The organism is Terriglobales bacterium (assembly GCA_035543055.1).
GTDB lineage: Bacteria > Acidobacteriota > Terriglobia > Terriglobales > Acidobacteriaceae > JAIQFD01.
The window spans coordinates 1-2,610 of record DATKKJ010000224.1; the positions used below are offsets into that span (position 1 = coordinate 1).

Annotated in this window: 2 protein-coding genes; both read left to right on the forward strand. The window is 63.5% G+C overall.

Annotation, left to right across the window (positions count from 1 at the left end):
* Nucleotides 1-796 (forward strand): AMP-binding protein (locus tag VMS96_14485; GenBank protein HVP44635.1); only part of this gene is annotated, 796 nt, incomplete at its 5' end.
* Nucleotides 797-1,134: 338 nt separating this feature from the next.
* The gene (locus VMS96_14490; protein ID HVP44636.1) at nucleotides 1,135-2,562 is read left to right on the forward strand and encodes a 4-hydroxyphenylacetate 3-hydroxylase N-terminal domain-containing protein; all 1,428 of its coding nucleotides are present in this window, start codon (nucleotides 1,135-1,137) and stop codon (nucleotides 2,560-2,562) included.
* The last annotated feature ends 48 nt before the right edge of the window (nucleotides 2,563-2,610 follow it).

The window sequence follows — 2,610 nt, forward strand, 5'->3', positions numbered from 1 at the left end:
CGAAGCGGCAGCGGCAGCGCCTGAGCGGCGTCCATCGCATCTCGTTCAGGCCAGCACCGGAGGAGCGCCGCCCTCACCCGCCCTGCTGGCTCGCTTGGCCAAGCTGAACATGAAGGTTACCCACCTTTACGGTCTGACCGAGTCCTACGGTCCAGTGATGATCTGCGAGTGGCAGCCGGAGTGGTCGGCGGAATCGCCCGAGCGGCAGGCTCGGCTGAACGCGCGCCAGGGTATCGGCAACGTGGTCACAGGCGGCGTCGACGTTTTCGATACCGATGGTCGTCCCGTCCCCTGGGACGGCGAGACCATGGGCGAGATCGTCCTGCGCGGCAACAACACCATGCTGGGCTACTACCGCGACGAGCCAGCCACGCGCGCTGCCACGCTCAATGGCTGGTTCCGCACAGGCGATCTCGGGGTGCGGCATCCGGATGGCTACGTCGAGCTCCGCGACCGGGCCAAGGACATCATCATCACCGGCGGGGAGAACGTGGCCTCAGTCGAGGTCGAACGGGTGCTGGTGGAGCATCCGGCGGTGCTCGAAGCTGCGGTGATCGGCCGCAGCGACGACAAATGGGGAGAGGTGCCCGTCGCCTTCGTGGTGTTGCGGCAGGGGCAATCGGCGACGGCGGCGGAACTGATCGAGTTCGTGCGCGCACGTATCACCCACTTCAAGGCGCCCAAGGAGATTCGCTTCGATGAACTGCCGAAAACGTCGACTGGCAAGGTGCAGAAGCATGTGTTGCGCGAACGGGCAGCCGGCAAAGAGCAAAAGCTGGTCGCGGATAATCGCTGAGCGGGATAATGCAAAGCTCTTGCGTTTGTCATCCTGAGCCGCCCGAACCGAGCACCCGCGAGGTGAGGGCGAGCGAAGGATCTGCGCGATTCTCATGCTAGGCCAAGCCGGCGGAGGACGAGAGTAATGACGGTGTCAAGATCCTTCGCTTGCGACCGCGCGGCCCTGAGATCAGGAGCCGCTTTTTAAGGGGCGGCACAATGAGGCACCCGGGAGGACCCGGCACTTCGTGCCGGGCTAAATTCGGTCGTCGTTGCGCGACTAACAGAACACTGATGAAAAACCCGACTGCGACTTCTTCAGGTTGCTGATAACTTCATGATGCCCGGGAGGCTCTCATGGCACTACGTACCCCTGAACAATTCCTCAACGGCCTGCGCGATGAGCGCGAGGTTTACTATCGCGGGCAGCGCGTTCAGTCGGTGGTTGAGCATCCCGAACTTGGTGTGGCTGCGCGGCACGCCGCCATCGACTTCAAGATGGCGGAGGACCCCAGGTACCGCGATCTGGCGCTCGCTCATGACGGCAGCGACGTGTACTCGGCCTACTACCGCATTCCTCGCGATTCCAAGGATCTGCTGTCTCGCTCCAGGCTGATCGAGGCGGGCACGGCCGAGGGTGCAACCCTCGTCATCCTTATTAAAGAGATTGGCACCGACGCTCTGTTCGCACTGAAGCGCGTGCTCGGGCGCGCCGGCGAGAAGCAGGGGCTCGAGCGCGTCAACGCGTTCTACAAGTTCTGCCGCAACCGCGACCTCGCGCTGGCGGTCGCCCAGACCGACGTAAAGGGCAACCGCAGCAAGCGCCCAAGCGAGCAGGAAGATCCCGACCTCTACGTTCGGGTGGTGGAGGAGCGCTCGGACGGCATCGTGGTTCGCGGGGCGAAGGTCCATACCTCCTGTGCGCCGTACGTGGACGAGATCATCGTGCTCCCCAGTCGCAGCATGGGACCCGGAGACGAGCCCTGGTCGGTCGCATTCGCCGTGCCCGTTGCCACGAAAGGAGTGCGTCTCTACGCCTCTGATTTTCTGCACGGCACCGACGATCACATCAACCGGCCCATCTCCACCACCCACAAGATGATTGAGACGCTTACCGTCTTCGACAACGTCTTCGTTCCTTGGGAGCGGGTGTTTTTCGAGGGGAAGAACGATCTGGCCAGCGCTGCTGCGCTGACCTTCGTGGAGTTCCATCGCTTCACCGCTGTGAGTTATAAGTTGCCGCTGCTGGATGGTCTTGTCGGTGCGGCTATTGCGGTGGCGCGCGCCAACGGCATCGAGCGCGCCAGCCACGTGCGTGACAAGCTCACCTGGCTCGGGGGCTATGCAGAGATGGTCCGCGGCCTCACCGAACTCGCCGCCCTGCGTTGTCAGGTGGAGGAGGGCGTGGCCTATCCGCATGTGTTCACCACCAACATGGCGAAGTGGGTCTTTGCCCGCGACTTCCACCAGGCTATGGAAGTGGTGCAGGACCTCGCCGGGGGATTGCTGGTCACCGGTCCCGCCGGCAGCGACTGGGAGTCTCCCGAAGTTCGCCCGGTGCTGGAGAAGTATCTTCGCGGCGCCTGGCCGGCGGAGCGGCGGCTGCCGGTGCTGAACCTGATCGCCGAGCTGACCGCGCGCCTCTACGGTGGATATCAGGCGGTGCTGGCCGTTCACGCCGAGGGCTCGATTGAGGCGGAAAAGCTGGCCATGTTCCGCGCTTACAATCCGGAGCGGGCCGTGAATCTCGCCATGAAGCTGGCGGGTTTGGACCAAAAGAAGTAGCCTGATCTGTAGAGACGCAGCATGCTGCGTCTCTACGCGTATGAGGCG

What these genes read in the sequence shown, in the direction of transcription:
- VMS96_14490 (HVP44636.1), top strand. Translation starts at nt 1,135, where the DNA reads ATGGCACTACGTACCCCTGAACAATTCCTCAACGGCCTGCGCGATGAG.